This window comes from Rhizobium sp. CB2179 (assembly GCF_057653455.1).
The window spans coordinates 4,496,041-4,518,517 of sequence record NZ_CM172781.1 but is presented as its reverse complement, the minus strand read 5'-3'; the positions used below and the strand labels follow the sequence as shown (position 1 = coordinate 4,518,517).

Here is a 22,477-nt window from a genome sequence, read left to right as displayed (position 1 = left end):
TATACAGATGATTCAAATGATGGCTGGCATCTTCGCCGGCGCCAAGAGGAGACCGGCGAGCCCGGGACATGACCGACATGCGTTTTTCGATCCTGCCAGCCTTCATTCTGCTGCTGCCGCTCGCCGAAATTGCCGGTTTCGTCGTCGTCGGCCGGGCTATCGGATTGTGGCTGACGCTGGCGCTCGTCATGCTCGGTTTCGTCCTCGGCGTGATTCTGCTGCGCCGGCAGGGCATCGGTATTTTGCGCCGCATGTCGAGCGAAGGACGAAACGGGGTGATGCCGGGCCGCGACCTGCTGCGGCCGGCGATGAACGTCATCGCCTCGCTGCTGCTGATCATTCCCGGCTTCCTGTCCGATATCATCGCGATCCTCATTCTTATTCCGCCGGTGCGCGATCTCGTCTGGCGGGCGATCGCCAAACGCTTCGTCGTCGTCAATGCTAAGGGCGCCTCTTCCTCGGGCCCGCAAGCCGATTTCCGCGACCGCAAGCCGAACTCGAAGGTGGTCGATCTCGACGAAGAGGACTATCATAGAGAGCCGGATCGCAACTCACCGTGGTCCGGCAAACATCTCGGCGATTGAGGCACTGCGGCTGATCAACCGCGCCAAGCGCCCAGGGTTGTAAGCCCTTCCCTGAAATGTTAGATGGCGGCACCATTCCCATGCCCCTCGAGGAAAAGCCAATGGCAGACGATAACAACAGCAACGGTGCGGCCAACCCCACCCTTTCGATCCTTGCGCAATATACCAAGGATCTGTCCTTCGAAAATCCGGGTGCGCCGCGTTCGCTGCAGGCCCGCGACAAGGCGCCGACGATCAACATCAATGTGAACGTCAACGCCAACCCGCTTTCCGATACGGATTTCGATGTCGTGCTGTCGCTGAATGCCGAGGCCAAGGACGGCGACAAGACGGTTTTCCATACCGAACTCACCTATGGCGGCGTCTTCCGCGTTGCCGGTTTCCCGCAGGAACACATGCTGCCGGTTCTCTTCATCGAGTGCCCGCGCATGCTCTTCCCCTTCGCCCGTCAGATCATCGCCGACGTCACCCGCAACGGTGGTTTCCCGCCGCTGATGATCGACCCGATCGACTTCACGCAGATGTTCGCTCAGCGTGTTGCCGAGGAACAGGCCCGCGCCAAGGTTCAGGCCGTTCCGAACTGACCGGCTCTTTCTTGTCTGAAATGCGGATGCCCCGGCTGGTCCCGGGCATTTTCAATTGAGGACCGGTTCAATCGAGGTTTGCGTATTTCGCCCAGACGCTTTTTTCACCGAGCTTGGCGACGAGCGCCTCATGTGCCTGCTCCTCGATATCGCTGACGCGCGGGGCTAGCGGCCGGGGCCGCTCGAGCACTGCGGCAATCACCACGTCGTCTTCCATCCCCATGTCACCGCGGGCTGCCTGGTTGGACCTGCCGACCATGCCGAGCCCGAGCGCTGCCTGTCTGCCACCGATCATCTCGATATAGACTTCGGCGAGCAATTCGGAGTCGAGCAGCGCGCCGTGTTTGGTGCGGTGCGAATTGTCGATGCCGTAGCGCCGGCAGAGCGCATCGAGCGAATTCGGTCCCATCGGGTGTTTGCGACGCGCCATCGACAGGGTATCGAGCACCCTTTCCGGCAGGATTGGCGGCAAACCGATCCGTGCTAATTCCGCGTTGATGAAGCCCATATCGAAGGTGGCGTTATGGGCAATCCACTTCGCATCGCCGAAGAAGGTAAGGATTTGTTCGGCAACCTCCCCAAAAGGCTGCTTGTCCTTCAGGAATTCATCGGTGATGCCGTGCACGGCGAGCGCATCCGGATGAACCTTCTGATCTCCAGGATTGATGAAGATATGGATCGTATTGCCCGTGGGGAAATGATTGAAGAGCTCGATGCCGCCGATTTCGATGATGCGGTCGGCGCGGTTGTCGAGGCCGGTTGTTTCCGTATCGAAGATGATCTCACGCATTCCGGAAATCTCCCTTGGCAATCCGCGTTTTCAGGTCGGCGACGATCTCGAGTACACGTTCTCTCGTCGTCGCGATACTGTGACTGGTGTCGATTACATAATCGGCCCGCCGCCGTTTTTCCGTGTCCGGCGTCTGGCGTGAGAGAATCATGTCGAATTTTTCCTCGGTCATGCCTTCGCGCGCAAGCACCCTTTGGCGCTGAAGCTGTGGATCAGTGCTGACCACGACGATGACGTCCACTCTTGCCTCGGCGCTGGTTTCGAAAAGTAGTGGGATATCGAGCAATACCATGTCGGCGCCGGCGGCGCGCTGTCGCTCCAGAAATTCCGTCTCGCGTTTGCGAACCAGCGGATGGACTATCGCTTCCAGGCGTTTGAAGCCACCGGGATGAAAAGCGAGCTGGCGGCCGAGTTCATGCCGGTCGACGGCCCCATCCTTCATCGTACCGGGGAAGGCGGCATTCACCAGTGATGCAGCCTCGCCGGCATAGAGATCGTGGACCACGGCATCCGAATCGTTCACCGGGATTCCGGCATCGGCGAAGAGCTTTGCCGCCGTCGATTTTCCCATTCCGATGGAGCCGGTGAGACCGATCTTCAGCATCAGTGTGCTTCCATATCCGCGATGACGAGCGCGCGCAGCGCCGCGTCGACGATGGGACGCCGGCCGAACCATTGCTCAAATCCAGGCACGGCCTGGTGCAAGAGCATGCCGAGACCATCGACGATGGGAAATCCTTGCTCTTCCGCCTGTGCCAGGATCGGCGTCTTCAAGGGCACATAAACGATATCGGTGACGACCGCATCGGCTGCAAGTGGCGAGAAATCGAGTTGCGGCGCCGCCTCGCCGTCCATGCCGAGCGAGGTGGTGTTGATGAAGAGGCCAGCACCCTTCATCACTTCGGCAAGCGCTCCGGCCGGATGGGCCTGGACACGCGGGCCAAAACGATCCGCGAGTTCACGCGCGCGTTCGACGGTACGGTTGACGACATGGATCTCCTTGAAACCGCGATCACGGACCGCCTGGATGATCGCCCGGCTGGCGCCGCCGGCGCCAAAGACGACGGCCGTGCCATGCCGGTCCCAGCCCGGATGACGTTCGTCGAGATTGGCAATGAAGCCTCGACCGTCGGTATTCGTCGCATGCAGAGCGCCATCCTCCAGCCAGAGCGTGTTCGCGGCGCCGAGCTCGCGCGACAGCGCGTCCGGTTCGTCGGCGAGCCGGAACGCCAATTCCTTATGGGGAATGGTGACATTGCCTCCGGTAAAGCCGGAACTGCCGTCCTTCAACGAGTGAATGAAATCGGCAAAGGCCTCGGGTGCCACTTCATGAGCGCGGTAGCTGCCTGGCAGGCCAAGCGTCTTGAGCCAATATCCGTGGATCAGCGGCGAGCGCGAATGCTTGATGGGAAAGCCCGTGACAAACGCTTTCGGCCCCAATGTTTCACGTGAATCACCCATCGACTGCTCCGAGTTCTCGCAATTTTTTTAGAAGCGGCAGCATCGGCAGGCCGAGAATGGTGAAATAATCACCCACGATCTTTTCGAAGAGCTGGATGCCCTCCCCCTCCAATTGATAGGCGCCGACGCTGAAAAGCGCCCGTTCGCCAACCCGCGCCAGATGTCTGGCGATGAACTCCACCGTTAGCGGCCGCATCGTCAGTTCGGCATGCGCGAGATGTTCCCATAAGACCACGCCATTGCTGACGATCGCAACGGCGCTGTTCAATCGATGGGTGACCCCCGAAAGGGCTTGAAGATGGCTAGCCGCGTCGGTCATGTCCTTCGGCTTGTGGAAGACGCTGTCGCCGAGCGACATCGTTTGATCCGAACCGATGACCAGGCTATCCGGAAAACGGCTGCTGACTTCTTCGGCCTTGGCCCTGGCCAGGACGAGGGCCACGGCATCAGGCTTGGTGCCGGCTTTTTCCAGCGGCGCTTCGACGGCCCGTTCATCGATCCTTGCGGCATGCGCCTCGAAGGACAGACCGGCATTTTCCATCAGCATCCGGCGATAGGGGCTCGACGATGCAAGGATGAGTTTCGGCGTCATGGGTTCCTCGGCGTGCCAGCTTTTCGCCAGCGCTTAGCGCAGCTTCGGCCGCAGGGCAACGATCGCCGCTGCTGTTTCCTCGATTGAGCGGCGGGTGACGTCGATCAGCGGCCAGTTATGACGGGCGCAAAGCGAGCGGGCATATTTCAGTTCCTCCGAAATCGCGGCGCGATCGGTGTAGTGTTCGCGATCGAATCCCTGCGTCACCCCGAGCACACGATTTTCCCGCACCTGGGAAATGCGGTCGGTGGTGGCGATCAAGCAGACGATCAGCGGTTTACTCGCGACGAAGAGGCTCTCCGGCAATGGCACGCCATAGACGATCGGAATGTTCGCCGTCTTGATACCTCGGTTGGCGAGGTAGATGCTGGTGGGTGTTTTCGATGTACGACTGATACCGATGATGACGACATCGGCGTCGTTGTAATCGTCGGGCATCTGGCCGTCATCGTGATCCATGGTGAAATTCAGCGCTTCGATGCGGGCGAAGTAGCCGGCATTCATCACATGCTGAGCTCCGACCCGACGGCGCGATGGAGCGCCGAGATAGATCTGGAAGGCATTCATCACTGGCTCCAGCACATTCACCGAGGCGACACCCATCTCGATGCAGCGCTCATCGATCAGGCTCGCAAGCTCCCGGTCGACAATGGTGTAGAGTACGATGCCGGGGGCGTCATCGATCGCCTGCAGAACCGGCAGCAGCTGCTTGCGATTGCGGATCAGCGGATAGACATGTTCAATCGGCTGCGCTGATCTGAACTGCGCCGACGCGGCGCGCCCGGCGGAGATCAGAGTCTCTCCCGTTGAGTCAGAAATCAGATGCAGATGAAAGAAGTTCGTTCTGTTCTCCACGCTATTTTCCGCTGCCTGTTGAAAACACTGGATGAAACAGAGCTACGGCGGCGAGGCAGTCTCCGGCAAGGGAAAACATGCCTGCTTATCCACATTTCGGATTTTGCCGAACGGTTTCGGTTGGCCCTGTGGACGATGGGGAAGGGGTGGGCTTCTTGAAAGCTCGTCCACAGCCTGTCCACAGCTATGAGAAAAATTGCCGATCCGGAAGGATTTGGAATCATTTCCGGATTCGGCTTCTCCCCGAAATTTGGACGAGATCGACAAATCTTTCCGATGTTGTTTTGCGGGCGCGCGACAAATGGCATCGGCGGTGGATGGATTTTAATCCTTGATAGTCACCGACTCTAAGAAATAGAAACCTTTTAAAATATCTTTGTTTTATTATAGGGAAGAAGCGCTTGAGCGATACGCGCCGAAAGATCATGAGGGTTTTGAGTGGCGAAAGTCTCTCCCCTCCTCCTCTCTGGCTGATGAGACAGGCAGGACGTTATCTCCCGGAATATCGGGAGACGCGGGCAAAGGCAGGGAGTTTTCTCGATCTCTGCTACACGCCTGACCATGCCGTCGAAGTGACATTGCAGCCGATCCGCCGCTATGGCTTCGATGCGGCCATTCTGTTTTCCGATATTCTGGTCATTCCCGATGCAATGAAGCGGAACGTCCGGTTCACCGAGGGTCATGGTCCGGAGATGGATCCGATCGATGAAGCTGGTATCGGCAGATTGAATGGCGAAGAGGTTGTCGATTATCTCAGGCCGGTTCTGGAAACGGTGCGGCGGCTGCGCGAGGAGTTGCCAGTCGAGACGACGCTGCTCGGCTTCTGCGGCGCGCCATGGACGGTTGCGACCTACATGATCGCCGGTCACGGCACGCCGGATCAGGCCCCTGCCCGTCTCTTCGCCTACAGGCATCCCCGCGCTTTCGAGCATCTGCTGATGCTGCTTGCCGACGTATCGGCCGATTATCTCGTCGCCCAGATCGATGCCGGCGCCGATGCCGTGCAGATCTTCGATTCCTGGGCTGGTGTTCTTGGCGAGAAGGAGTTTGAAGCGTTTGCGGTCAGGCCGGTTGCGCGGATGATCGCTTCCGTCAAGTCGCAACGGCCACATGCTCGCATCATCGCTTTTGCCAAGGGCGCCGGCTACCAGCTGAAAACCTATCGCCAGAAGACGGGCGCAGATGCAATCGGCCTCGACTGGTCGGTCCCGCTGGCTTTTGCCGCCGAACTTCAAAAGGATGGACCGGTTCAGGGCAACCTCGATCCGATGCGCGTCGTTGCCGGCGGTCGGGCGCTGGAAGACGGCATCGACGATATTCTGCAGCATCTCGGCAATGGACCGCTGATCTTCAATCTCGGTCACGGCATTACACCGCAGGCCGACCCCGAGCATGTGCGTCTGCTGGTGGATCGTGTACGAGGCGGTGCGTGACGATGGAAAAACAGACCGATCGGAGATCTGGCGCTTACGCCCGGCGCCGGGCTCATTTTGCGCTGGCCTCCTTTTCGCTGATGGCGATCGGGCTTTTTGCTTGGAACCCCGATAATCTCTACCTCTGGATCAAGGCGCTGCACATCATCGCGGTCATTTCGTGGATGGCCGGGCTGTTCTATATGCCGCGGCTGTTCATCTATCACACCGATGCGGAGCCGGGTTCGGTGCAGTCGGAAACCTTCAAAGCGATGGAGCGCCGGCTGCTTCGAATCATCATGACGCCGGCGATGATGTTGACGTGGATTTTCGGCCTCTATCTCGCCTGGTCGGTTTATGGATTCCAGGGCGGCTGGCTGCATGCCAAGATCGGTCTCGTCATATTGCTGACCGCTGTTCATATGTTCTTCAGCCGCGCCGTCGGAGCGTTCGAGCGGGATGAAAATCGCCGCTCGGCGCGTTACTGGCGGTTCATGAACGAGGCCCCGACAGTGCTGATGATCCTGATCGTCATCCTCGTCGTGGTGAAGCCGTTCTGAGGAAAATCGTCCTCAGGTTAAATTTGCTTCATTTTAAGCAGCCCTCTTGCGGCAGCGATTGCGAGTCGCTATTTTCCGCGCATCTCATCTACGTGGCATGTGTGTAGAGTTCAGTCGTCTGCGAGCCCTTTCGCGGTACCGAATACGACCCAACATCGCCTTTCCCCTTTGAAATTAAAAAGAGTATTGGTCACTTCATGGCTGAAATGAAGCTTCAGGAACTTAAGAGTAAATCCCCGACGGATCTGCTGGCATTTGCCGAATCGCTCGAGGTCGAGAACGCAAGCACGATGCGCAAGCAGGAGCTGATGTTTGCGATCCTCAAGATGCTTGCCAGCCAGGATGTCGAAATCATCGGCGAAGGCGTCGTCGAAGTGCTGCAGGACGGTTTCGGCTTCCTGCGGTCGCCCAATGCGAACTACCTGCCGGGCCCGGATGATATTTATATCTCCCCGTCGCAGATCCGCCGTTTCTCGCTGAAAACCGGCGATACGGTCGAAGGCCCGATCCGTGGACCGAAGGAGGGTGAGCGCTATTTCGCGCTGCTCAAGGTCAACACCATCAATTTCGACGATCCGGAACAGATCCGGCACAAGGTCCATTTCGACAATCTGACGCCGCTCTATCCGAACGAGCGCTTCAAGATGGAACTCGATATTCCGACCACCAAGGATCTGTCGCCACGTGTAATCGACCTGGTGGCGCCGCTTGGCAAGGGCCAGCGTGGATTGATCGTCGCGCCGCCGCGTACCGGCAAAACCGTGTTGTTGCAGAACATCGCGCATTCGATCACCGCCAACCATCCGGAGTGCTATCTGATCGTCCTGCTGATCGATGAACGCCCCGAAGAAGTGACCGACATGCAGCGCTCGGTTCGCGGCGAGGTTATCTCCTCGACCTTCGACGAACCAGCCGTCCGTCACGTGCAGGTGGCCGAGATGGTCATCGAGAAAGCCAAGCGCCTTGTCGAACACGGACGCGACGTTGTCATCCTGCTCGATTCGATCACGCGCTTGGGCCGTGCCTATAACACGGTCGTTCCCTCTTCAGGCAAGGTCCTTACCGGCGGTGTGGACGCCAACGCTCTGCAGCGGCCGAAGCGCTTCTTCGGCGCGGCCCGTAACATCGAGGAAGGCGGCTCTTTGACGATCATCGCGACCGCGCTGATCGATACCGGCAGCCGCATGGACGAAGTGATCTTCGAAGAATTCAAGGGCACGGGCAACTCGGAAATCGTCCTCGATCGCAAGGTCGCCGATAAGCGTATCTTCCCGGCAATGGACATCCTGAAGTCCGGAACGCGCAAGGAGGACCTTCTGGTTCCGCGCCAGGATCTGCAGAAGATCTTCGTGCTCCGCCGCATCCTTGCTCCGATGGGCACGACCGATGCGGTCGAGTTCCTGATCGACAAGCTCAAGCAGACAAAGAACAATTCCGACTTCTTCGAATCGATGAACACATAATCCTTAGCCGGATTCAACCCCTGAAGCTGGAGGCATTGTCACGATGCCTCCAGCTTTTCTATTTGATAGGAATCGATTTCGATTCCAACCGATGAACCAGGCGATATGGCCATGTTGAATGATACCATATATGCGCTATCGAGCGGTGCCCTGCCGTCGGGTGTTTCGGTCGTTCGAATCAGCGGGCCGCTGACCAGAGACATATTGGTAAGCCTCGCCGGATCCGTCTCGGCAGCCCGGCATGCATCTCACCGAACGATTCGGAGTCGTAACAATCAGCCGATCGATAGCGGCTTGGTGCTGTTTTTCCCTGCTCCGAATTCGTTTACCGGCGAGGATGTTGCCGAGCTGCAGATCCACGGCAGCAAAGCCGTACTTGCGGCGCTGTTTCACGCACTTGGCGATATTCCGGGTGTTCGGATGGCGGTCGAGGGCGAATTCTCCCGCCGAGCTTTCGAGAACGGCAAACTTGATCTTGTAGAGGTTGAGGGCCTGGCCGACCTTATCGGCGCCGAGACCGAGATGCAGAGACGCCTTGCGGTCGAACATAGCGCAGGCGGACTCTCCAGAATTTACGATTCGTGGGCGGAACGATTAACGCGCGCCCGGGCGCTGATCGAGGCGGAGCTTGATTTCCCCGATGAGGATGATGTTCCAGGCTCGGTATCGGATATGGTCTGGGCCGATATGGCGAAGCTTCGCAGTGATATCGAGAATCACCTGGCGACAGCTTCTGCCGGGGAGATTATCAGAGACGGCTTCAAGGTGGTCATCGCCGGCGCTCCGAATGCTGGAAAATCGAGCCTGTTGAACACTTTGGCGCGTCGAGACGTGGCAATCGTGACAGAGATCGCCGGAACCACCCGTGATGTCCTGCAGGTTGATCTCGATATTGATGGTTACCTGATCAAGCTCTATGACACCGCGGGCCTTCGCGAGGCGGACGACAGGGTCGAGATGGAAGGAGTGCGGCGCGCGCGCGCGGCGCTTCGTGATGCCGATCTTGTCCTGCTGCTGGTTGACATGACTAATCCTCTGGTTCCCGACGAGTTGGAGCAAGCCTCGCCACATGTTATTGTCGGGACGAAGAAGGATCTCATCGGCATTGCCGAGGATCGGTACGACTTGCAGATTTCGACAACGACCGGTGACGGCCTGCCGGAATTGCGCCGATTGATCGGCGACATCATCGACAAACGTTTTGCTGGTCTGTCTATGGCAATTCCCAGCCGACAACGGCATAAGGATTCTCTGGCGAAATGTTTAGCGGCACTCGATGCGGCGATATCGCAGACAGATGTGAATCTCGAACTGCGGACTGAGCAGCTGCGAATTGCCGCTGAGTATTTGGGCAGAATTACTGGACGAGTCGATGTTGAGCAGCTGCTCGGCGTGATCTTCTCAGAATTTTGTATCGGCAAATGATTCACGTGAAACCTTGGCGCCAAAACGCCCTAAATGGTTTCACGTGAAACGTCCGCCGCATGTGGAGTGCCTGAATGACGGATAATGTTTTCGATGTAATTGTGATCGGTGGCGGCCATGCGGGCTCGGAGGCTGCCAGCGCAGCTGCGCGCCTCGGGGCAAAAACCGCCCTCATTACGCATAGGCGGGACACGATCGGGGTCATGTCCTGTAATCCGGCGATTGGCGGCCTAGGCAAGGGCCATCTTGTTCGGGAGATCGATGCGATGGATGGCCTGATGGGTCGCGTCGCCGATGTTGCAGGCATTCAATTCAGGATACTCAACAAGAAGAAAGGTGCGGCTGTCCGAGGACCGCGGACGCAAGCCGATCGAAAGCTTTATCGCCTAGCAATGTTGGCGGCGATCGAAGCGACGCCGGACCTGGATATCATCGAGGGCGACGCGTTTGATCTGGAGGTCGTCGATGGCTGTGTCGCCGGCGTGATTATGAAGGACGGTCGAACCCTGAAAGCGCCGGCCGTGGTTTTGACCACTGGGACCTTTCTGCGCGGTCTTATTCATATAGGGTCGGAAAAGACGCCGGCCGGGCGCGTCGGCGAAGCGCCGTCAATCGGATTGTCCGCCACCCTTGCCCGGCTGGGACTGCGGCTGGGACGTCTGAAGACCGGCACTCCCGCCCGGCTGGACGGAAAAACAATCGACTGGCAATCCGTCGGTCGACAGGGGGCTGACGAGGAGCTTGTCCCCTTCTCCTTCATGACAGACACGATTACCACGCCACAGATTGAATGCGGGGTCACCAGGACGACCGAAGCGACCCACCGTATCATTGTTGACAACATTATGCGCTCGGCCATGTATTCCGGGCAGATCGAAGGGGTCGGGCCTCGTTATTGCCCGTCGATCGAAGACAAGCTGGTGAAATTCGGAGAGCGGGATGGACATCAGGTCTTTCTCGAGCCTGAGGGACTGGACGACGACACGGTTTATCCGAACGGGATTTCCACCTCCCTGCCGGCGGAGGTGCAGGCAGCCTTCATCAAAACGATTCCCGGCCTGGAAACGGCAAGAATACTGCAACCGGGCTATGCGATCGAATATGATCATGTCGATCCGAGAGAGCTGACTCTATCACTGGAGGTCAAACGGCTAAGAGGGCTATTTCTCGCAGGCCAAATCAATGGCACCACCGGCTACGAAGAGGCGGCCGCGCAGGGGCTGGCAGCCGGGTTGAATGCTGCATTGCGAAGCAGCGACTCGCATCCGTTCCATTTTAGCCGGACGAATTCTTATATTGGCGTCATGATCGACGATCTCACGTCACGCGGCGTTACGGAACCGTATCGAATGTTTACATCGCGTGCGGAGTATCGGCTGACGTTGCGGGCTGATAACGCCGATATGCGCTTGACGCCGCTGGCCATGCGGCTCGGGTGCGTCAGTGACGCGCGAGTGCAGCGATTCACATCCTATCGGGCGGAGATCGACACCAGTCGGGCGCTGTTGCAGTCGCTGGCGCTTACACCGAATGAGGCGCGCCGCGCTGGCTTGAATATCAATCTCGATGGCCAGCGCCGAACCGCGTATGATTTGCTGTCCTATCCGAATTATGATTTCGTCGCGCTCCGGCATGTTTGGCCGGAGAAGCTCGGCGTGATTGGACCGAAGATCGCCGAAGCGTTGGAAATTGAGGCCGGTTATTCGGTTTATCTGGATCGACAAGCCGCGGCGATTGTCGACCAGCAACGCGACGAGCAGCGGCAGATTCCGCCTGATTTCAACTATGACGCACTGTCCGGTCTCTCAAACGAGCTAAAGCTAAAACTTAGCGCTGCTCGCCCTTTCAGCATTGCTCAGGCCGCTATCGTTGAAGGAATGACGCCGGCAGCGGTGGCATTGCTGCTTGTGCATTTGCGTCGCCTATCCTCTGCCGAGCGTCATAGCGCTTGATTGCAAGATTTGAGAGTCTTTCAGAATGGAATTAAACGGTTTGCGTGTTTCACGTGAAACACAGGAACGGCTGCAACACTTTGCAGTGCTGTTTCAGAAGTGGGCAAAAGCAATTAATCTGGTGGCGCCGTCGACACTCGATGATCTATGGCATCGACACATCGCCGATAGCAGCCAAGTTTTCCAGATTAATCCTCAAGCGATAAGCTGGGTCGACCTCGGCAGTGGCGGCGGTTTTCCCGGTGTTATCACGGCGATTTTTCTGGCCGAGCTGAAGGACGGATGGGTCCATCTGGTTGAAAGCAACCATAAAAAGGCGGCGTTTCTGCGGACAGCGTTGCGGGAGACAAATGCGCGCGGCAGCGTTCATATCCTGCGAATCGAAGACGCTTATGCGGAGGTTGGCGAATGTGATGCGATTTCAGCGCGCGCCCTTGCCGATCTTGATGGGCTTATCGAGTATTCAGCCCCCTGGATGCTTGGCAAGGAAAATTGTCGAGGCTTTTTTCACAAAGGCCGGGATTACCTGAGAGAAGTCAACAAAGCACGTGGTCGGTGGGAATTCGATCTGTTAGAACATAAGAGCGCCGTCGAGCAGGAATCTGTTATTTTGGAAGTATCAAATCTCCGGCGCTTGGTTTAACAGATCGGATATTGCGGCAATGGCTGGCGAACGACATCGGATTATCACCATCGCAAATCAGAAGGGTGGCGTTGGCAAGACGACCACAGCAATCAACCTGGCAACGGCGCTTGCTGCAATCGGCGAGCGCGTCTTGATTGTCGATCTCGACCCGCAAGGCAATGCCAGCACCGGCCTGGGTATTGATCGTCGTGATCGCAAGCTGTCCTCCTACGATCTGATGATTGGTGATCGTGGAATCCCCGAGGTGACTCTCGAAACAGCGGTTCCTAATCTGTTTATTGTCCCGTCGACAATGGATCTTCTTGGCATCGAGATGGAAATCTCGCAGCAGAGCGATCGGGTGTTCAAGTTGCGGAAAGCGCTGTCTTCGCCCGAAGCGATGGCGTTTTCTTATATTCTTCTGGATTGCCCGCCATCGTTCAATCTGCTGACGATGAATGCCATGGCAGCGGCCCATTCGGTCCTCGTTCCGCTGCAATGCGAATTCTTTGCGCTTGAGGGATTGAGTCAGTTGCTTGAGACCGTCAGCCAGGTTCGGCGGACTGTTAACCCGCGTCTGGATATTCAGGGTATCGTCTTGACGATGTTCGATGCGCGCAACAATCTTGCCCAACAGGTTGTCAATGACGTGCGCACGCATCTCGGCGACAAGGTTTATCACACGTTAATTCCGCGCAACGTCCGGGTTTCCGAGGCTCCGTCCTACGGTAAGCCGGCTATTCTCTATGACTTGAAGTGCGCGGGCAGCCAGGCCTATCTGCAGCTGGCCTCTGAGGTCATCCAGCGAGAGCGCCAAAGATTGGCCGCGTGATATCATTTTAGGGGTGTAGGTGAGTGTAGATCATGAATGACGATGTATCAAAGAGGCGATTGGGCCGCGGCCTTGCGGCGCTGATTGGTGAAATGGATCAGCCCGTCCCGGTCGAAGCCGAGCGGGTTATCAGCGCCGACAGAATGATCCCGATCGAGTTCGTCAGCCGCAATCCCCGCAATCCTCGTCGGTTCTTCGATGACTCGGAACTGCACGATCTCGCAAGTTCCATTCGTCAACACGGCATCGTTCAGCCCATCGTTGTGCGGACGATGTCGCGGGATCGATATGAGATCATCGCCGGCGAACGACGTTGGCGCGCGGCTCAGCTTGCCGGGTTGATCGAGATTGCTGTCATTGTCCGTGATGTGGATGACAAGACGGCGCTGGAAATCGCCATTGTCGAGAACGTGCAACGCGCGGATCTCAATGCCCTCGAAGAGGCGTTGGGCTACGAGCAGCTTATCGCTGAATATGGTTACACCCAGAACGACCTCGGCGAAATCATCGGCAAAAGCCGCAGCCACGTTGCCAACTCGTTGCGCCTGTTGAAGCTGCCTGATCCGGTTCGCGATCTGCTTGCCTCCGGCAGCCTATCAGCTGGGCACGCACGCGCCCTGGTTTCGACATCCGACCCGGCAAGTCTTGCCCGCACGATCGTTGCCAAGGGCATGTCGGTGCGTGATGCCGAGAAGCTGGCGCAAAACAATATCAAGGCCCAATCGGAGCCACTGCAGGCGACGTTGCAGCGAGATCAGAAAGATTCCGACACGCTGGCGCTGGAACGGACACTTTCCGATGCACTCGGCCTTGATGTTGCGATCAATCACAAGGCAAGCGGCGGCCAGATCAAAATTTCCTATAAGTCGTTAGAGCAGCTCGAGGAAATCTGCCGTTTGCTTGAGAGGCGCTAGAGCGTTTTCGTTTTTCTCCGAATCACGGAAATATTCTATCTCTTTGTTTTCACGCAATTCCGGATGAAAAACCGCTCCGCACTTTTGCCGGAATTGCTCTAGAACGCCGTAGGACGTCTAATCCCTTGCATCTTTGCTTTCCGAAGATCGGTTCTGATTTTGGACCGATGCGCTGATCAGCCGGATTTCCGGCCGGATTGAAGGGTGGTGGAGAGAAGCGTTTGCATCGCAACGCTGTCCTCCAGCACCTGTCGCCGTCGGCTTTGCAGAATAGCGGCCTGCAGCCGATTGCATTCACGGGCGATGCTTTCCGCGGTCCATTGGCGTAGCGCCTGTTCGATGATCGGCTTGCGCCGGAAATGCAGATGCCGCCCCATCGTCTGCATAATCTGAGGTGTCTGCAGCCGCTTTTCATCCATTTCGGCGCGCATCGAATCGAGAAGCTGGAATTGTTTCAGGCATGCCTGCAGAACGAGAAAGATCGCGGTTTTCGAGCTGCTGATTTTTTGCATGGCGTGCAGAAAGGCGTTTAGATCGCCCCCGAGGATAGCGTCGACCGCGTCGTCAACCGAGATGGCGCTGGCGTCACCGATTATTTCGGTAACGTGATGTTCTTCGACGGTATCGAAACCCCGGCAGTAAAGAGCGAGCTTGCGCACCTCGTTGCGGGAAGCGATCCTGTCACCGCCGATCAAGGCGATCAGTGCTTGGCGCGCGGCCGGCGTAATGCCGAGCTTCTCTGCACCGAGCTCCGTATCGATCAAGCCATTCAGGGCGCGGCTGTCATCGGCGTAGGACGGGATCGTCATGACAGAACGGGCGGATTCCGCAGTCTTGCGCAGCAGGGAACCCTTCTTCAGGTCGCCGGCCTCGACGATCAGATAGGCTGCTTCGAGTGGTTTTTCGGCCAGCAGCGCCAGGGAATCAACGAGGTATTTCTCGTTGGCGGCGCCGCGGATCCAAATCAGTTTCTCACCGCCGAACAGCCCGATGGATTGGACCTCGTCGACCAATCGACCCGGGTCTTTCTGGAGGTCGCCAATATCGAGTTTCGTCAGCGAGAAGGGATCATCGAGAGCAACACCGCTCTTACCGGCAAGCTGGCTTGCCCGTTCGGAAACAAGGCCGCGATCCGGCCCGTAGATGACGAAAATCCGATAGTTCCGCGTCGATTTCTGCAGAAAACTCTCGAATTCGTGGGATTTTATCTCTGCCACATCTCCGCCCTCAGCGGCTGAGGGCGGCGGCGATATCGGCTCCCACGAATTCCGCCGTCTGATCGGCCGCGCGGTTCTGAGCATCGCGGATCGCCCGCTGCTTGGCAAATTCCTGCTCGGAGAAATCCACCAGCGCCGTGGCCTGGCGGCTGCCGGCCTTGATGACATGATTGTCGGCCGTGGCACGCAGCGTGTAACTGACGTTGACGGTCACACGGCCGGCTTTCGACGTGTCAGAGGATTCGGCCAGCAGCGTATCGGCTACAGCCGACGTGGCGTGTATTTCGACCAGATATTGCGGGTTTACCGCTTCGCCTGCACCGCGTGACGCAAGGAAGATCAGGCGATTGCGAACCTGCTGCTCGACCCGGCTGCCTGCCTCGGAAAAGCCGACCGAAGAAAGTTTTTCAACCACACCTGAACTCTCTGAATAGAGCGGACGGACCTGGCAGGCCGAGAGAAAAGCCGCGGAGGCAAGGATCATGGCGATGCCGGCATTGCGGGCCAGCTTGCAAGCGATATCAGACGACAATGTTTACAATCCTTTGGGGAACCACGATGATCTTCTTCGGTGCCTGTCCGTTCAACGCGTTCTTCACCGCATCCAGATTCAGCACGGCGTCGGTGACGGCATTCTGATCTGCATCGCGAGAAATTGTCAATTCAGCGCGTTTCTTGCCGTTGATCTGTACCGGCAGGACCACATCGTTTTCGATGACGAGTGTTTCGTCGTACCGCGGCCAGTTTGTCCGGGCAAGCAGGCCTTCATTGCCGAGCGCAGCCCAGCATTCCTCAGCCAGATGCGGTGTCATCGGAGAGACGAGTTGGATCAGGATCTCGGCGGCATCGCGCACCGCCGCGCGATAGGTGGCATTACCCTCGCCTGCGGCAACCCTCGTCATCGGTGCGGCCAGCGCGTTCACGAGTTCATAAATTCGGGCAACGGCCTTGTTGAACCAGAGTTTGTCATAGTCGTTCTCGACAGCCTTCAGCGTCTTGTGGGCGGCCTGCGAGATTGGCAACGCTTCCCCATCGGCAGCCGGCGCAGGTGCGACGGCGGAGAGCGCGTCCGCGGCTTCGGAAATCAGGCGCCACAGCCGCTGGGTAAAGCGATGGGCGCCCTCGACGCCTGCCTCGGACCAGATGACGTCACGCTCGGGCGGAGAGTCGGACAGAACGAAGAAACGGGCGGTATCTGCGCCGTAGGAGGCGATGATATCGTCGGGATCGACGACATTCTTTTTCGATTTCGACATCTTCTCGATCGAGCCGATCGCGACTTCCTCGCCCGACGTCAGCAGGAAAGCCCGTCGTTTGCCGTCGAGTTCGTCGATGCGGATATCGGCGGGTGCCACCCATTCGCGGCTGGCGCCGGCGCTGCGGCTATAGGTTTCGTGGACCACCATGCCCTGGGTGAAGAGACCCTTGAAAGGTTCGGTGGCCGCGACGTGACCGGTCTCGCGCATGGCGCGGGTAAAGAAGCGCGAATAGAGCAGGTGTAGGATCGCGTGCTCGATGCCGCCGATATACTGGTCGACCGGCAGCCAGCGGTTCGCCGCCTCCGGATCGGTCGGCCTTTCTTCCCAGGGCGCGGTAAAGCGGGTGAAATACCAGCTCGAATCGACGAAGGTGTCCATCGTATCCGTCTCGCGGCGAGCATCCTTGCCGCAATTCGGGCAGGAGACATGACGCCATGTCGGATGGCGGTCGAGCGGATTGCCGGGCTGGTCGAAGGTGACGTCGTCGGGCAGCTTGACCGGCAGGTCCGCCTTCGGCACCGGCACGACACCGCAATCATCGCAATGGATGACCGGGATCGGGCAGCCCCAATAACGCTGGCGGGAAATGCCCCAGTCGCGCAGGCGGAAATTGACCTTGCGCTCGCCCTGCGGCGCATTGCCGAGCGAAGCGGCAGATAGCCGATCGGCAACGATGTTGAAGGCTTCGTCGGTGGTCTTGCCGTCGAGGAAGCGTGAGTTGATCATCACGCCATCACCGTCATAGGCGGTGTCGCCGACGGAGAAGCTTGCGGCATCGCCATCCCTGGGCATGACGACGGCCACGACCGGAAGGCCATATTTGCGAGCAAAATCAAGGTCACGCTGGTCACCCGAGGGGCAGCCGAAGATCGCGCCCGTGCCATAATCCATCAGGACGAAATTGGCGATATAAACCGGCAGCTCCCAGGAAGGATCGAGCGGGTGCCTGACGCGGATACCGGTATCCATGCCCTTCTTTTCAGCGGTCTCGAGTGCTGCGAGCGAGGTCCCGGCGCGGCGGCATTCGTCGCAGAAGGCCTCGATATCAGGGTTCTTTGCAGCGGCATCCTTCGCCAGCGGATGATCGGCGGCGATTGCCAGGAAGGAAGCGCCGAACAGCGTGTCCGGCCGGGTAGTATAGACCGTCACTTCGCTCTCACCGGCAGGCGCCGATTCCGGTACGATCTCCCAGCGGATCGTCAGGCCTTCCGAACGGCCGATCCAGTTCTTCTGCATCAGCCGCACTTTTTCCGGCCACTGGTCGAGCGTATCCAGCGCGTCCAGCAGATCCTGGCTGAAGTCGGTGATCTTGAAGAACCATTGCGTCAGTTCGCGCTGTTCGACGAGCGCACCGGAACGCCAGCCGCGGCCATCGATCACCTGCTCGTTGGCCAGCACAGTGTTATCGACAGGATCCCAGTTGACCTTCGACTGCTTGCGATAGACCAGGCCCTTCTCCAGGAAATCCACGAAGAGATGCTGCTGGTGCTGGTAATATTCGACGTCGCAGGTGGCGAATTCGCGGCTCCAGTCCAACGAAAGCCCCATGGCCTTCAGCTGCGCCTTCATCGAGCCGATATTCTGATAGGTCCAGGAGGCGGGATGCACGCCGCGCTCCATCGCGGCATTCTCCGCCGGCATGCCGAAAGCATCCCAACCCATCGGATGCAGGACGTTGTAGCCGCGGGCGCGTTTGTAGCGAGCCACGACATCGCCCATGGCGTAATTGCGGACATGACCCATATGGATGCGCCCCGACGGATAGGGGAACATTTCGAGGACGTAATATTTTTCGCGCGGATCGGCATTGTCGGTCTCGAAGACCTTGTCTTCATTCCATTTCTGCTGCCAGCGGGGCTCGGCATCGCGCGGATTATAACGTTCGGTGGCCATGGTATTCGTATTTCCGGAACATCAGGGGAGGTTGGTCGAGACCTTCACCATGAAACCACCGTAGCGTCAAGTTTTGCAGGCGCTGCAAGCGTCCGATCTTGATCGTGACAAGGCGATTTCGCCAAGGCGGGACTTGGCAAGCACAGATTGGCTCGTTAGGCATTGCCGATCCTTTCATGCGGATATGCCGAGGCAGATAGATGGAACTTCAAGAGCGCTTAGACGACGTGCGGTCGCGGATCGCCGCTGCGGAACGCGAAGCAGGTCGTCCGGCGGGTTCCGTTCAGCTCGTCGCGGTGTCGAAGACCTTCGAGGCGGACGCGATCCGCCCGGCCATCGAAGCCGGACAGCGTGTCTTCGGTGAGAACCGGGTGCAGGAAAGCCAGGGCAAGTGGCCGGCGCTGAAGGCCGAGCATCAGGATATCGCGCTGCATCTGATCGGACCGCTGCAATCAAACAAGGCGGCGGATGCGGTGGTGCTTTTCGACGTCATCGAGACGGTGGATCGGGAAAAGATCGCCCGCGCACTTGCCGAGGAGATGAGGCGGCAAGGCAAGGCGCTGCGGCTCTATGTCCAGGTCAATACCGGGCTCGAACCGCAGAAGGCCGGCATCGCTCCTGACGACACGCCAGCCTTCGTCGCTCTCTGCCGCGACGAACTCGGCCTTTCCATCGAAGGGTTGATGTGCATTCCGCCGGCCGAGGAAAATCCTGGGCCGCATTTCGCCCTGCTGGCAAAGCTTGCGCTCAAATGCGGCGTCGAAAAACTTTCCATGGGCATGTCGGGCGACTACGGGACGGCGATCGCCTTTGGCGCCACCAGCGTGCGTGTAGGGTCAGCGATTTTCGGCACGCGCTGAAACGCTGCTTTGGTCGGGCTTCCTGTTCCCCTTAATGCCGCCTAGATTGATATCGAGGTTTGCATGTCCTGGGGAGGAGCAGATGCGGAACGGCTATCATCAGGTCTATGCGGCCTGGAAACGCGATCCCGAAGCCTTCTGGCGCGAAGCGGCCAGTGACATCGACTGGTTCAAGCCGCCAGAGCGGATTTTTTCACCCAATGAGGGCGTCTATGGCCGTTGGTTCTCAGACGCGGAAACCAATACATGCCACAATTGCCTGGACCGGCATGTGGCTGCCGGCCGCGGCGGCGAGACGGCGGTCATCTTCGACAGCGCAATGAACGGCGAGAAGCGCCGTTTCACCTATGATGAGGTACTTCGGGAGGTGATGGCCATTGCAGCAGCGCTGGTCGAGCGCGGCATCGGCAAAGGCGATCGCGTGATCCTTTATATGCCGATGGTGCCGCAGGCGGTCTTTTCGATGCTCGCCTGCGCTCGCATCGGTGCGGTTCACTCCGTCGTTTTCGGCGGATTTGCCGCCAGCGAACTTGCAGCGCGCATCGACGATTGCGGTGCGAAGCTGGTGATCGCCGCGAGCTGCGGGCTCGAGCCTAGTCGCATCGTCGTCTACAAGCCCCTGGTCGACCAAGCGATTGCGATCGCGCGTTCGAAGCCGGAGCGCTGTCTGGTGTTGCAGCGGCCCGAGCTTCAGGCAGATCTCGTCAGCGGCCGCGATCAGGATTTCGAGATCGCGGTGGCGCAGCATCGTGGCGCTGAGATCGCCTGTGTCTCCGTCAAGGCGACCGATCCGCTCTATATCCTCTACACCTCGGGCACGACGGGCCAACCAAAGGGCGTCGTGCGCGACAATGGCGGCCATATGGTCGCGCTCAACTGGTCGATGCGGAATATCTACGGCTTGAGGCCCGGCGAGGTCTTCTGGACGGCTTCGGATATCGGCTGGGTCGTCGGACACTCCTATATCGTCTATGCCCCGCTGCTATCAGGCGTAACCACGCTGATCTTCGAGGGAAAACCGATCGGCACTCCGGATGCCGGCACATTCTGGCGCATCGTTTCAGAGTATCAGGTGCGGGCACTGTTCACGGCGCCGACAGCATTCCGCGCCATCCGGCGGGAGGACGGTGACGGTGAACTGATGCGCCAATATCCCATGCCGGATCTGCGGGCGCTGTTTCTGGCCGGCGAAAGAGCGGATCCGGAGACGTTGAAATGGGCCGAGCGCATGCTTGGCATACCCGTCATCGATCACTGGTGGCAGACGGAGACCGGCTGGCCGATCGCCGCAAATCCGCTCGGTCTCGGCGCCCTGCCCATCAAGCACGGTTCGCCGACACTGCCGATGCCCGGCTATGATATTGCGGTGCTTGACGATGCCGGTCATCCGATCGAGGCGGGAACGCTCGGCAATATCGTCGTCAAGCTGCCCTTGCCGCCCGGCTGCCTGCCGACCCTCTGGAATGCGGACGACCGTTTTCGCTCGGCCTATCTCGATGAGTTTCCCGGTTACTATAAGACGGCCGATGCCGGCTATGTCGACGAAGACGGCTATCTCTTCATCATGTCGCGCACCGACGACATCATCAATTGCGCCGGGCATCGGCTCTCGACCGGGGCGATGGAGGAGGTCTGTGCGCGTCATCCCGATGTCGCCGAATGTGCTGTTATCGGCGTGATCGATGTGCTGAAGGGTCAGGCTCCCTGCGGTTTCCTGGTGCTGAAACGACATGTTTCCCGTGACGCGACGGTGATCGAATCAGAGGTCGTGGCGATGATTCGTGATTCGATTGGACCTGTCGCCGCCTTCAAGACCGCCATCACCGTTAACCGGTTGCCGAAGACACGCTCCGGCAAAATCCTGCGCGGTACGATGCAGAAAATCGCCGACGGCATACCCTGGAAAATGCCTGCAACCATTGATGATCCAACGATTTTAGAGGAAATTGCCGAGGTGCTGCGTGGGCGCGGTTTAGGCTCCTTGCCGATGTGAATTAAACTTTCGGTAAGCCTAATTGAGGAATTGTTAACCATGTTGATGCAAGCATTTGTTAACGGCAATGGCTTGCATAGCAGGCTTTGCATGACGCGGTCGCCGTTACCGGCCTACTGCATAATTCCTTAAATCGGAATCGATTTAAGGGGCAAAATTATGCAGCAGTAGAAGTGCTACAGCGTCCTTTGCGCGTCTGAAAGACGCGCGGCGCTGTAGTCCGGATTGCCCCTTTCTCAACGATTGTGGAACGGATCATGACAAGCATCCTTACCAACAACGCTGCGATGGCAGCGCTGCAGACTTTGCGCGGCGTAAACGATAGCCTCAAGGACACCCAGGGTCGCGTTTCATCGGGTTATCGTGTCGAAAAGGCGGCTGACAATGCCGCTTACTGGTCGATTGCTACGACCATGCGTTCTGACAACAAGGCGCTTTCGGCCGTCTCCGACGCGCTCGGTCTCGGCGCGGCCAAGGTCGACACGGCCTATTCGGCTATGGACAGCGCGCTCGATGTCGTCAGCGACATCAAGGCCAAGATTGTCGCCGCCACCGAAAAGGGCGTCGACAAGACGAAGATCCAGCAAGAACTCGACCAGCTGCAGGAGCAGCTGCTCAGCATCGCTCAATCGGCGTCCTTCTCCGGCGAAAACTGGGTTGCCGGCGCCTCCGGCACGAAGAGCGTCGTCTCGTCTTTCGTCCGCGACGGCAGCAATGCCGTCTCCGTCAAGATGACGGATTATGTGCTCGATTCGGGCTCGCTTGGAAACGTGCTTTTCGGCATGACGAGCACCGGTGCGATCGAGACATCAAGCGGTATCATCGGCACGGCCTTCAACGGAACCTATGGCAGCACCGTCATCGTCATGGCGTCAATATATGATCTCGACATCACCGGTTTCACCCAGGGTCAGCTTGACGCAGCCCTGACAGGCGTCGAACTGGTTCTCGGCGCTATGACCGCCGCCGGCTCGGCATTGGGCTCGATCTCGACCCGTATCCAGTTGCAGGAAACTTTCGTCAGCGGTCTTCACGATTCGATCGACTCCGGCGTCGGACGCCTGGTCGATGCCGATATGGAAGAGGAATCGAGCAGGCTCTCTGCGTTGCAGACGCAGCAGCAGCTCGCCATCCAGTCGCTCTCGATCGCCAATAGCTCGGCGCAGAACATCCTCACCCTGTTCCGCAGCTAATCGGAAACAGGCC

The 22,477-nt window shown here is 58.5% G+C and carries 21 protein-coding genes; 13 read left to right on the top strand and 8 right to left on the bottom strand.

What is annotated here, in order from left to right; translation table 11 throughout:
• The first annotated feature begins 77 nt into the window (after positions 1-77).
• Positions 78-584 (top strand): FxsA family protein, encoded by a 507-nt coding sequence (locus AC244Q_RS22165; RefSeq protein ID WP_032996743.1) that lies wholly within the window; start codon positions 78-80, stop codon positions 582-584.
• 101 nt (positions 585-685) lie between these two features.
• Positions 686-1,168, top strand: a complete 483-nt coding sequence (gene secB, locus AC244Q_RS22160; RefSeq protein ID WP_012759545.1) for a protein-export chaperone SecB — start codon at positions 686-688, stop codon at positions 1,166-1,168.
• Positions 1,169-1,235: 67 nt separating this feature from the next.
• Here the strand turns inward: secB and dnaQ are convergent, their stop codons facing one another.
• From dnaQ to AC244Q_RS22135, 5 genes are read right to left on the bottom strand one after another with little or no spacing between them, the layout of a single operon-like run.
• On the bottom strand, positions 1,236-1,958 hold the full coding sequence (gene dnaQ, locus AC244Q_RS22155; protein WP_012759544.1) for a DNA polymerase III subunit epsilon: 723 nt from the start codon (positions 1,956-1,958) through the stop codon (positions 1,236-1,238).
• Complete coding sequence (gene coaE, locus AC244Q_RS22150) at positions 1,951-2,562, bottom strand: dephospho-CoA kinase (RefSeq protein WP_012759543.1); 612 nt, start codon at positions 2,560-2,562, stop codon at positions 1,951-1,953. The genes dnaQ and coaE overlap by 8 nt, the downstream gene beginning before the upstream one ends.
• A complete protein-coding gene (locus AC244Q_RS22145; protein WP_012759542.1) occupies positions 2,562-3,419 on the bottom strand; it encodes a shikimate dehydrogenase in 858 nt (285 codons plus the stop codon). Before AC244Q_RS22145 ends, coaE begins: the two co-directional genes overlap by 1 nt.
• Complete coding sequence (locus AC244Q_RS22140) at positions 3,412-4,011, bottom strand: Maf-like protein (RefSeq protein ID WP_012759541.1); 600 nt, start codon at positions 4,009-4,011, stop codon at positions 3,412-3,414. Before AC244Q_RS22140 ends, AC244Q_RS22145 begins: the two co-directional genes overlap by 8 nt.
• A 33-nt stretch (positions 4,012-4,044) precedes the next feature.
• Positions 4,045-4,866 carry a pyruvate, water dikinase regulatory protein gene (locus tag AC244Q_RS22135; protein WP_011649834.1) on the bottom strand — a complete coding sequence of 274 codons (822 nt, stop codon included), beginning with the start codon at positions 4,864-4,866 and terminating at the stop codon, positions 4,045-4,047.
• Between the two features lie 401 nt (positions 4,867-5,267).
• On the opposite strand from AC244Q_RS22135, the gene hemE reads away from it, so the two are divergent.
• The 8 genes from hemE (at position 5,268) to AC244Q_RS22095 (ending at position 14,049) form a co-directional block, all read left to right on the top strand.
• Positions 5,268-6,299 carry a uroporphyrinogen decarboxylase gene (gene hemE / locus AC244Q_RS22130; RefSeq protein WP_017995585.1) on the top strand — a complete coding sequence of 344 codons (1,032 nt, stop codon included), beginning with the start codon at positions 5,268-5,270 and terminating at the stop codon, positions 6,297-6,299.
• Between the two features lie 2 nt (positions 6,300-6,301).
• Positions 6,302-6,838, top strand: coding sequence for a protoporphyrinogen oxidase HemJ (gene hemJ / locus AC244Q_RS22125; RefSeq protein WP_012759539.1), 537 nt, complete (start codon positions 6,302-6,304; stop codon positions 6,836-6,838).
• A 197-nt stretch (positions 6,839-7,035) separates the two neighbouring features.
• Positions 7,036-8,301: a transcription termination factor Rho gene (gene rho, locus AC244Q_RS22120; RefSeq protein ID WP_012759538.1), complete on the top strand. Its 1,266-nt coding sequence runs from the start codon at positions 7,036-7,038 to the stop codon at positions 8,299-8,301.
• 105 nt (positions 8,302-8,406) lie between these two features.
• Positions 8,407-9,726: a tRNA uridine-5-carboxymethylaminomethyl(34) synthesis GTPase MnmE gene (mnmE, locus tag AC244Q_RS22115; RefSeq protein ID WP_041935603.1), complete on the top strand. Its 1,320-nt coding sequence runs from the start codon at positions 8,407-8,409 to the stop codon at positions 9,724-9,726.
• Between the two features lie 74 nt (positions 9,727-9,800).
• The gene (gene mnmG / locus AC244Q_RS22110; RefSeq protein WP_113546672.1) at positions 9,801-11,678 is read left to right on the top strand and encodes a tRNA uridine-5-carboxymethylaminomethyl(34) synthesis enzyme MnmG; all 1,878 of its coding nucleotides are present in this window, start codon (positions 9,801-9,803) and stop codon (positions 11,676-11,678) included.
• Between the two features lie 25 nt (positions 11,679-11,703).
• A complete protein-coding gene (gene rsmG, locus AC244Q_RS22105; protein WP_017995581.1) occupies positions 11,704-12,321 on the top strand; it encodes a 16S rRNA (guanine(527)-N(7))-methyltransferase RsmG in 618 nt (205 codons plus the stop codon).
• Positions 12,322-12,340: 19 nt separating this feature from the next.
• Positions 12,341-13,135 (top strand): ParA family protein, encoded by a 795-nt coding sequence (locus AC244Q_RS22100; protein ID WP_012759534.1) that lies wholly within the window; start codon positions 12,341-12,343, stop codon positions 13,133-13,135.
• 32 nt (positions 13,136-13,167) lie between these two features.
• Positions 13,168-14,049: a ParB/RepB/Spo0J family partition protein gene (locus AC244Q_RS22095; RefSeq protein ID WP_012759533.1), complete on the top strand. Its 882-nt coding sequence runs from the start codon at positions 13,168-13,170 to the stop codon at positions 14,047-14,049.
• A 176-nt stretch (positions 14,050-14,225) separates the two neighbouring features.
• Here the strand turns inward: AC244Q_RS22095 and holA are convergent, their stop codons facing one another.
• From holA to leuS, 3 genes are read right to left on the bottom strand one after another with little or no spacing between them, the layout of a single operon-like run.
• The gene (gene holA / locus AC244Q_RS22090; protein WP_113546673.1) at positions 14,226-15,266 is read right to left on the bottom strand and encodes a DNA polymerase III subunit delta; all 1,041 of its coding nucleotides are present in this window, start codon (positions 15,264-15,266) and stop codon (positions 14,226-14,228) included.
• A gap of 10 nt (positions 15,267-15,276) precedes the next feature.
• Positions 15,277-15,798 (bottom strand): LPS assembly lipoprotein LptE, encoded by a 522-nt coding sequence (gene lptE / locus AC244Q_RS22085; RefSeq protein WP_012759531.1) that lies wholly within the window; start codon positions 15,796-15,798, stop codon positions 15,277-15,279.
• Entirely contained in the window at positions 15,788-18,418 is a 2,631-nt protein-coding gene (gene leuS / locus AC244Q_RS22080; protein ID WP_012759530.1) for a leucine--tRNA ligase, read from the bottom strand. Before leuS ends, lptE begins: the two co-directional genes overlap by 11 nt.
• A 200-nt stretch (positions 18,419-18,618) precedes the next feature.
• Here leuS and AC244Q_RS22075 point away from each other — a divergent pair, with 200 nt between their 5' ends.
• From AC244Q_RS22075 to AC244Q_RS22065, 3 genes are all read left to right on the top strand, one after another.
• Positions 18,619-19,278, top strand: a complete 660-nt coding sequence (locus AC244Q_RS22075; protein ID WP_012759529.1) for a YggS family pyridoxal phosphate-dependent enzyme — start codon at positions 18,619-18,621, stop codon at positions 19,276-19,278.
• An 82-nt stretch (positions 19,279-19,360) separates the two neighbouring features.
• Positions 19,361-21,271, top strand: a complete 1,911-nt coding sequence (locus tag AC244Q_RS22070) for a propionyl-CoA synthetase (protein ID WP_012759528.1) — start codon at positions 19,361-19,363, stop codon at positions 21,269-21,271.
• A gap of 257 nt (positions 21,272-21,528) precedes the next feature.
• On the top strand, positions 21,529-22,464 hold the full coding sequence (locus AC244Q_RS22065; RefSeq protein WP_012759527.1) for a flagellin N-terminal helical domain-containing protein: 936 nt from the start codon (positions 21,529-21,531) through the stop codon (positions 22,462-22,464).
• Positions 22,465-22,477: the final 13 nt, after the last annotated feature.

Bases quoted from the DNA above. Each gene is read 5' to 3' on its own strand.
- AC244Q_RS22065 (WP_012759527.1), top strand. From the start codon at position 21,529: ATGACAAGCATCCTTACCAACAACGCTGCGATGGCAGCGCTGCAGACT.
- coaE (WP_012759543.1), bottom strand. From the start codon at position 2,562: ATGCTGAAGATCGGTCTCACCGGCTCCATCGGAATGGGAAAATCGACG.
- hemJ (WP_012759539.1), top strand. From the start codon at position 6,302: ATGGAAAAACAGACCGATCGGAGATCTGGCGCTTACGCCCGGCGCCGG.
- AC244Q_RS22075 (WP_012759529.1), top strand. From the start codon at position 18,619: ATGGAACTTCAAGAGCGCTTAGACGACGTGCGGTCGCGGATCGCCGCT.
- rho (WP_012759538.1), top strand. From the start codon at position 7,036: ATGGCTGAAATGAAGCTTCAGGAACTTAAGAGTAAATCCCCGACGGAT.
- mnmG (WP_113546672.1), top strand. From the start codon at position 9,801: ATGACGGATAATGTTTTCGATGTAATTGTGATCGGTGGCGGCCATGCG.
- secB (WP_012759545.1), top strand. From the start codon at position 686: ATGGCAGACGATAACAACAGCAACGGTGCGGCCAACCCCACCCTTTCG.
- dnaQ (WP_012759544.1), bottom strand. From the start codon at position 1,958: ATGCGTGAGATCATCTTCGATACGGAAACAACCGGCCTCGACAACCGC.
- AC244Q_RS22145 (WP_012759542.1), bottom strand. From the start codon at position 3,419: ATGGGTGATTCACGTGAAACATTGGGGCCGAAAGCGTTTGTCACGGGC.
- leuS (WP_012759530.1), bottom strand. From the start codon at position 18,418: ATGGCCACCGAACGTTATAATCCGCGCGATGCCGAGCCCCGCTGGCAG.
- AC244Q_RS22140 (WP_012759541.1), bottom strand. From the start codon at position 4,011: ATGACGCCGAAACTCATCCTTGCATCGTCGAGCCCCTATCGCCGGATG.
- AC244Q_RS22070 (WP_012759528.1), top strand. From the start codon at position 19,361: ATGCGGAACGGCTATCATCAGGTCTATGCGGCCTGGAAACGCGATCCC.
- rsmG (WP_017995581.1), top strand. From the start codon at position 11,704: ATGGAATTAAACGGTTTGCGTGTTTCACGTGAAACACAGGAACGGCTG.
- mnmE (WP_041935603.1), top strand. From the start codon at position 8,407: ATGGCCATGTTGAATGATACCATATATGCGCTATCGAGCGGTGCCCTG.
- AC244Q_RS22100 (WP_012759534.1), top strand. From the start codon at position 12,341: ATGGCTGGCGAACGACATCGGATTATCACCATCGCAAATCAGAAGGGT.
- AC244Q_RS22165 (WP_032996743.1), top strand. From the start codon at position 78: ATGCGTTTTTCGATCCTGCCAGCCTTCATTCTGCTGCTGCCGCTCGCC.
- AC244Q_RS22095 (WP_012759533.1), top strand. From the start codon at position 13,168: ATGAATGACGATGTATCAAAGAGGCGATTGGGCCGCGGCCTTGCGGCG.